Annotated in this window: 8 protein-coding genes and 2 tRNA genes; 4 read left to right on the top strand and 6 right to left on the bottom strand. The window is 35.5% G+C overall.

Annotated features, from left to right (window positions below):
- Positions 1-105: 105 nt before the first annotated feature.
- A tRNA-Tyr gene (locus VB694_RS20255) sits at positions 106-191 on the top strand.
- 86 nt (positions 192-277) lie between these two features.
- Positions 278-349: transfer RNA gene (locus VB694_RS20250), tRNA-Thr, on the top strand.
- A 100-nt stretch (positions 350-449) separates the two neighbouring features.
- On the opposite strand, the gene VB694_RS20245 is transcribed toward VB694_RS20250, so the two are convergent.
- Positions 450-1184, bottom strand: a complete 735-nt coding sequence (locus VB694_RS20245; protein ID WP_323362135.1) for an ABC transporter permease — start codon at positions 1182-1184, stop codon at positions 450-452.
- Positions 1185-1728: 544 nt separating this feature from the next.
- Here VB694_RS20245 and VB694_RS20240 point away from each other — a divergent pair.
- Positions 1729-2802, top strand: coding sequence for a glycosyltransferase family 4 protein (locus tag VB694_RS20240; protein WP_323362134.1), 1074 nt, complete (start codon positions 1729-1731; stop codon positions 2800-2802).
- Here the strand turns inward: VB694_RS20240 and VB694_RS20235 are convergent.
- Positions 2795-3193 carry a DUF1499 domain-containing protein gene (locus VB694_RS20235; protein WP_323362133.1) on the bottom strand — a complete coding sequence of 133 codons (399 nt, stop codon included), beginning with the start codon at positions 3191-3193 and terminating at the stop codon, positions 2795-2797. The two genes, VB694_RS20240 and VB694_RS20235, sit on opposite strands and share 8 nt — an antisense overlap.
- A gap of 15 nt (positions 3194-3208) precedes the next feature.
- Entirely contained in the window at positions 3209-3472 is a 264-nt protein-coding gene (locus tag VB694_RS20230; protein WP_323362132.1) for a hypothetical protein, read from the bottom strand.
- 151 nt (positions 3473-3623) lie between these two features.
- On the opposite strand from VB694_RS20230, the gene VB694_RS20225 reads away from it, so the two are divergent.
- Positions 3624-4772, top strand: coding sequence for an alanine--glyoxylate aminotransferase family protein (locus VB694_RS20225; protein ID WP_323362131.1), 1149 nt, complete (start codon positions 3624-3626; stop codon positions 4770-4772).
- Positions 4773-4825: 53 nt separating this feature from the next.
- On the opposite strand, the gene VB694_RS20220 is transcribed toward VB694_RS20225, so the two are convergent.
- The 3 genes from VB694_RS20220 to VB694_RS20210 all read right to left on the bottom strand — a co-directional run bounded on the left by VB694_RS20220 (position 4826) and on the right by VB694_RS20210 (position 7452).
- Positions 4826-5149, bottom strand: coding sequence for a muconolactone Delta-isomerase (locus tag VB694_RS20220; protein ID WP_323362130.1), 324 nt, complete (start codon positions 5147-5149; stop codon positions 4826-4828).
- A gap of 83 nt (positions 5150-5232) precedes the next feature.
- The gene (locus tag VB694_RS20215) at positions 5233-6162 is read right to left on the bottom strand and encodes a DUF4435 domain-containing protein (protein ID WP_323362129.1); all 930 of its coding nucleotides are present in this window, start codon (positions 6160-6162) and stop codon (positions 5233-5235) included.
- Complete coding sequence (locus tag VB694_RS20210; protein WP_323362128.1) at positions 6163-7452, bottom strand: AAA family ATPase; 1290 nt, start codon at positions 7450-7452, stop codon at positions 6163-6165.
- Between the last annotated feature and the right edge of the window lies 1 nt (position 7453).

Below are 7453 nucleotides of genomic sequence, written 5' to 3'. Positions count from 1 at the left end.
AAATCCTATTCATACAAGCTTTTCAGGGTTTCTTAAAAAAATATTTTCTCAACCCCTTGCCAATAACAAAAACTGCTGCTACTATGGTAAAACGTGGGACAGAGCGGGTCGATGTCCGAGTGGTTAAAGGAGACGGACTGTAAATCCGTTGGCTTACGCCTACGCTGGTTCAAATCCAGCTCGGCCCACCACTTCTAGAGATGTAAGGTACAAAAGCTGAGTGTCAAGAAAATTCTCAGCTTTGTAACTTACTGAATCTCCTTTTAAGTTCAGTTTTGCCCGTGTGGCTCAGTGGTAGAGCACACCCTTGGTAAGGGTGAGGTCACGAGTTCAATCCTCGTCACGGGCTTTGTATTTTGACAGAAAAATTAAAGTAAAATTAAGGTGTTCAGCCAACTTATGTCGCTGGCCAAACTTTAGTGTTTTCTCAAAAATCTAAGAATTATTAATTATTTTATATTTTGCTTGTCTCCAGAAACACGAATTAATTCAGCAATCACAGCGACAGTACCAGTAATAGAAATTAACATCACACTTAGGGCGTTAATATCAGGTTTGACTCCAGTTCTGATGCGGCTAAATATTTCCATTGGTAGAGTATTAGAACCACTACCAGCGGTAAAGCTGGAGATGAGAAAATCGTCTAAACTGAGGACAAAAGCCAGTAAGCAACCAGAAACAATACCAGGCATTAATTGGGGTAAAACAACCTTGATAAAAGCTTGAATTGGGGTTGCACCTAAGTCTAGTGCGGCTTCTTCCAGATGGGGATCTAAATTCTGAAGTCTAGCAGATACTACTAGTCCGATGTAGGCAAGACAAAAAACTATATGTGCTGCTACGATAGTCCAGAGGCTTAAGGGAATAGCAAAGGCAGCTAAACAAACAAGAGTTGCAACTGCGATCGCCACATCAGGAATTAATAATGGTAAATAGGATATACCCTGATACAATTTTTTTCCTGGAAAATTATAACGCGCCAAGCCAACAGCCATCAATGTTCCCAAAACAGAGGAAACTGCAACTGCACTAAAGGCAACTATTAAACTGTTATTTACAGCCGAGAAAATACGAGTATCAGTAAAGAGTTTTTGATACCATTCCAGAGTGAATCCTTGCCAAGTGGCACTGTAGGGTGATTGGTTGAAGCTATAAAAACCTAGTACCATAATTGGCAGGTACATGAACACAAATAGCAGTAGTGAAAAAACCGTCTGCCACGTCATCAACTTTTTTTTGCTTGGGTTAGAGATATTCATATATATACTTAATGTTATAAGTATTGTATTAGATTATACGATTTTTATCATAATAGTCAAGGTTTTGACGTTGAGTTTACAGAATTTGCAGGTAATTTAACCGACTATGATTAGAAAATGTCAAAAAATAAAGGCTGACATTACAAGTAATTATCTATCAAATCCACTCTAAATATTATTCACTAATAAATCGGATATTTGGCAATAATTTCCGTATTTTTGTTAATTAAGCATGAATTTTAAAGGTTAGAATTTTGTCTTTTTATAACTACTTTATGTCTTAAGTAGAGGATAATTTCCCTACCTAAGATAGACAAAAAATATCCAAGTTACGGCATAAGATTTTGAAGCAATTATCCATATAGTTGGTGTTTTAAGTGATTTACTGCTATAGTTAGTTGCTGGCTATTAATTTAAATCAAAAAATAAACACCACTAATTTACATTCTTACCTTTTAGGAGGTTGATCATGAGAATTGCTCAGATTGCTCCATTGTGGGAGAGAGTACCGCCACCAGCTTATGGTGGAATAGAATTGGTAGTGGGTTTGTTAACGGATGAATTAGTGCGACGAGGACATGAAGTTACACTATTTGCATCTGGAGATTCTCTAACTTTGGCGGATTTAGTATCAGTTCATCCGCGTGCTTTAAGACTTGATTCAAGCGTCACGGAATACAGTATTTATGAAGTGCTACAATTAGCTTTAGTTTATGAGCGAGCCGAAGAATTTGATGTTATTCACTCCCATACAGGACACAACCCATTAGCATACACAAACTTGGTGAAAACGCCCACAGTTCACACCTTGCATGGAATATTTACCCCAGACAATGAAATCATCTTTAAATATGCCAAAAAACAGCCATATATCAGTATTTCTGATGCTCAAAGGGAAGCCAGGCTAGGCTTAAATTATGTCGCCACAGTTTACAATGGGATAGATGTTAGTAGTTATGAATTTTATCCTCAACCAATTAATCCACCTTATTTAGCATTTTTAGGCAGAATGTCTCCAGAAAAAGGTCCACATTTGGCGATTGAGATTGCTAAAAAATCTGGTTGGCAGTTGAAAATGGCTGGTAAAGTGGATGCGGTAGATGTAGAATTTTTTGAAAAAGAAATTAAACCTCAAATTGACGGTAAGCAAATTCAGTATTTAGGTGAAGCTAATCACGTTCAGAAAAATGCTATCATGGGTGCTGCTTATGCAACTTTATTTCCTATCACTTGGAGAGAACCTTTTGGGTTAGTAATGGTAGAGTCAATGGCTGCGGGGACACCAGTAATTGCAATGCGAATGGGTTCAACTCCAGAAGTAATTGCTGATGGTGAAACAGGTTTCCTTTGTAATAACACCCAAGAATGTATCCAGGCTATCAATGAAGTAGACCAATTAAACCGTTATGCTTGTAGGCAATATGTAGAAAATCATTTTAGTGTCAAACAGATGGCTGATGGTTATGAAGCGGTTTATAAGCAAATTCTGGCTGATAAATTTGCTCAACAAAATGGATATTTACGCCCTGCTGTAGTTAATTAGATTGATTAAACAGAGCGCGAATTTTCTCGATACGTTGGCGATTTAGTCCTAAGTCTCCATACCCTAAACGAGAAGCGGAACGTACATGAATGATGCTAGAGTTACGGTCGAGATGGAATTCTACATCATCCACAAATCCCATCAACGCAGTTTTGAATTCTGCATATAAATAAAATTCAGTTTCAGCAATTATCTTAGTTCTAGGTAAAGATATAATAATACTTTTGAGTTGAGATAATGCTTGTTCTGGGGTTGATGTAAAACTCAGCGGTGCAATTTGATGAAGTGAATCTGAAGCCTGACTGCAAACACAGTTAGGACTAGGAGGACAGGGTGCTAACTTACCATCTTTAACACCTAAATTATTAGGTCTTTTTCCTGCAAATATCATAATTTTTGTTGTTAATTAGTTGTGTCTGTAATATGCTAATAACCAAAGAGCATAATGCTCTAAACCTACCAAAATTGTTGTGATTGCCAGCGCCCAAGCAAATAATACCAGATTATTGATGTTACCAGCTTTTAAAGCAAAACTGAGGGATGTAGAGACAAGCAGTACAATTCCAGTTGGTGCTATAGCTAATACTACTTCTCCCTTCAAGTCTAACCTGCGCCTGAGTGTACTATTTGCCCCTTGTAATGGTTTTAAGCTAGAACGTTTTTGGTTCATGATGCGTCAACTACAGCTAGTTACATCAACTTTAAGACTTTGGAGATATGGCATCTTCCCACGAATGATAGACAATCTTGAGGCTGATGAAAACATTGGTAATCTAATCGTTTTATCATGCCATTAATTACCGTTTAGCCTCACATAAATTATGACATCCACAATTGCCCTCAACGACAGTCACTTATTACAACTTTCACCCTTAGAAGTTCCCAACCGTTTATTACTGGGTCCTGGACCTTCTAACGCCCATCCTGTGGTTTTGCAAGCCATGAACACCACACCATTAGGGCATTTAGACCCCGCATTTTTAGCCCTGATGGATGACATTCAATCTTTGTTACGCTACGTATGGCAAACGGAAAACCCCCACACCATCGCTGTTAGCGGTACAGGTACAGCCGCAATGGAAGCTACTTTAGCTAACACCGTAGAACCCGGAGATGTGGTATTAATTGGTGTTGCTGGATACTTTGGAAATCGCCTGGTAGATATGGCGGGAAGATATGGCGCAGATGTCAGAAAGATTACTAAACCTTGGGGAAAAGTCTTTTCTTTAGATGAAATTAGCACAGCGTTAGAAACCCATAAACCGGCAATTTTAGCTTTAGTTCATGCAGAAACCTCCACCGGCGCACGTCAACCATTGGAAGAGGTGGGAGAGTTGTGTCGCAAATATGGAACTTTATTATTAGTAGATACCGTGACTAGTTTGGGTGGTGTTCCCATTTTTTTAGATGACTGGGGTGTGGACTTAGCTTATAGTTGCAGTCAAAAAGGTTTAGGTTGTTCTCCTGGTGCTTCACCGTTTACGATGAGTCCCAGGGCAATGGAAAAGTTGCAGAAGCGTCAATCTAAGGTGGCTAATTGGTATTTAGATATGTTGTTGTTGGGAAAATACTGGGGTGCTGAACGCACATATCATCACACAGCCCCGATTAATTTATATTATGGTTTACGGGAAGCATTACGTTTAGTAGCAGAAGAAGGTTTAGGAAATTGTTGGCAACGTCATCAAACAAATGTCGAGTATCTTTGGGAAAGTTTGACAGAAATCGGTTTAAAAATGCACGTTGAGAAAGAATACCGACTACCAACTTTAACTACTGTTTGTATTCCTGATGGGGTAGATGGAAAAGCCGTTGCCAAACAGTTATTACTTGAGCATAACATTGAAGTTGGTGGAGGTTTGGGAGAATTAGCAGGTAAGGTTTGGCGTGTGGGTTTAATGGGTTTTAATAGTCGTCCTGAAAGTGTGGATAGGTTGGTTGCGGCTTTGAAACTATTTTTAAATAAGTAGAGTTTTGTGTTTAGGTGCGTTAGCAATAAGTTAGCACACCTTTTGTGATACTATTAAACCTTTCTAGTTTCTAATCTAGCTTTAACATCAGCTGCAAAATCCTCATATTTTCTCAGAGGTGTTACTTCTACTTGCACATTTTGACCCATTTTTTTCATGATGGGTAAATCTAAGAGAATTTGGTCAAGGGTGTCAGGTGTGGGAACATCCACAATTACAATCACTCGACGAGTTCCCACACATTTCCACAAATCTACAACAATTCCTGCTTGTTTTGCTTGCAGTGCTGCATCTGCTTCTTCACTCCAAATGGTAAATAGTTCTTGCTGTGTCATGTTGTCGGGGTATTCGACGTGAAAATCTAGGTGATATAGCATGATTGATTTTTCTAAGTTTGGTTAATTATAAATAATAAAATACTACGGATGAAGGTTTCACGCAAAGTATTATGATGATAATTTCAATTCACCGAAGTTCTAAAAGATTCTAAATAATCTACTAGACAATCTGGTGTATCAGCATATTGGGACAAATCAGAAATTATTGTTTCTGGATTCACATTTATTGTTTTTGGATTCACATTTAAGGTAATACTTATTCTTTTAGTAAAATACTTGGGATTTCCTTTATTTGCTTCTTCAATTAGTTTTTGAAGAACTTTGCATAAAAAATAAATCTCAAATTTACCTCGAAAACTTTTTTGACGTTCTTGTGAACATAGGTCACTTTTCTTTAAGTCTAGTTCTTCTTGAGTAACAGCAATTGCTTTTGGAAATTTAGTATACAATTCATTAATTGTGTAGTTGCTTGTGATATTATCTAAATCCATCTGTACTAACTTTGAGATATCAAAACCAGATAAATTCAGCTTTGCTTGTTTTTCTGTTTGACAAGCTATCCAAATATTTAACAGTTCAATTGCATCATGAAATTCTTTTTGGAGTTGTGTATAAAGGTTTTTACAGTTATTAAAATCAATATCTGATTCAGCAAGCTTAAATTCAGTTCTGAGAATCTTGCAAAAACTATTAATGGATGTATAGAAATTTTCTATTGAGTAACATGAAGTTTCATATACTCCCGTTATTTGTGTATTTTTTATTGATTCATCAAAATCTCTATCTATAAAATATGCTGCTCTAACCTGAGAATAACTTTCATTATTATTGATTAACCTATAAACACCTAAAACTCCTTCTTTCCCACCACAATTAGCATAAATATCTTTTGTAGGTCTAGCTATATTATCTATTCTAATTCCATAATACTTATCGTCTTCACCTTCAAAAAAGCAATACAAAGCAGATTCATATTCCTTGTATTGTCGGGTAAATTGCATAAATACTGATGCTGGAGTACGCCGAGCCTCTCTAAGTTTATCTACTGACATTTATTTTTCTATGACAAAATTATCTAAATCTATTGCATTTACATCTAATTCATTATCAAAAATGAATGGTGAATGCGTAACCGCTAACAGCAGTTTACACTTACCTGATTTTAAAATATCAGGAAGTAAGAATCTTTGCCATTCTAAAGACAAAGAAAGCTCAGGTTCATCAAACAAAATTATGTATTCATCATCTGAGTCAAGATAAATTTTGGAAAACAAAGAGATAATCTGTTTTTCGCCCGAAGATAAATTTTTCATATCTATCGGTTGATTATTTCTTTCTTGCTCTATGGAAATTTTTACACTTGTTTCATCATAAACAATACGTTTTTTGTGTAAATATTTATTACAGACCTCAGCAAACTTCTTAATCGAATTATCTTTTTCTTTTTGTGGTTCATATAAGCCAAGCAGCTTAGATAAATAATAAACGAGTTGATCATATTGAGGAGCTTTTATTTTTCCTGAGTTAACCAGTTCTTCTATTTTGTTTTTATCATTTTCAGGAATATTATTTCCTATTCTGCTTAATACTATATTTAAAGTTTCAGGTTGGATACTATCCCTCATTTCTTGAGTTGGTGTCGTAACTTCAACAAACTGAGTTAACATTTCACCATTTACTTTTGGTAATAATTCTAAAGTTGCATCTTTTATATTTTTTTCAATCTCATCAAATTTTGCAATTACATCGTCCATTCCAAACTGAATTAATCGCTCATCCTCTTTATCAAAATTTAATTCCTCATTACCAAAATTTTTTAGCTCTTCTTCAATCCTTCTATAAGTGGGAAAATACAATATTGATTCATTCAAATTTTTCTCGATAGGAGTTATGATTTTTTGTTTAATTGCTTCCTCATCTAAATCAACTACATTTCTAAATAATTCCAGTTGCTTATTAACATTAATATTCATAGCATACTCATACTCGGTTATATTATTTATGATATTCAATGTCCTCTCTGCTGGTTTATAATTAGGCTTTTTGCTGGAATTTCTGTCACTTATAGAAGAATATCTTAAATCACTTTTTTTAATATCAACGATGTCCCCAGATGTAAATTCAATCACTACTGACTCAAAATCAATGGTAATTAATTTACTAAATTTACAAGATATTGAATAGTAAAGTGCATTCAAAATGGTAGTTTTACCAGAACCATTTTCAGCAATAAGAATCACAGCTTCTTTATCAAAAGGAATTTTTACATCCTTATAGCCGAATAAGCCGTTAATAGAAAAGGACTTTAAATTACTAGAATTAAGATGTTCACTTAACAACATA

The sequence above is a fragment of the Anabaena sp. UHCC 0451 genome (assembly GCF_034931405.1).
Taxonomy (GTDB): Bacteria; Cyanobacteriota; Cyanobacteriia; order Cyanobacteriales; family Nostocaceae; genus RDYJ01.
Note: the sequence above shows the minus strand (reverse complement) of the source record. Positions and strands in the feature narration are given on the sequence as shown.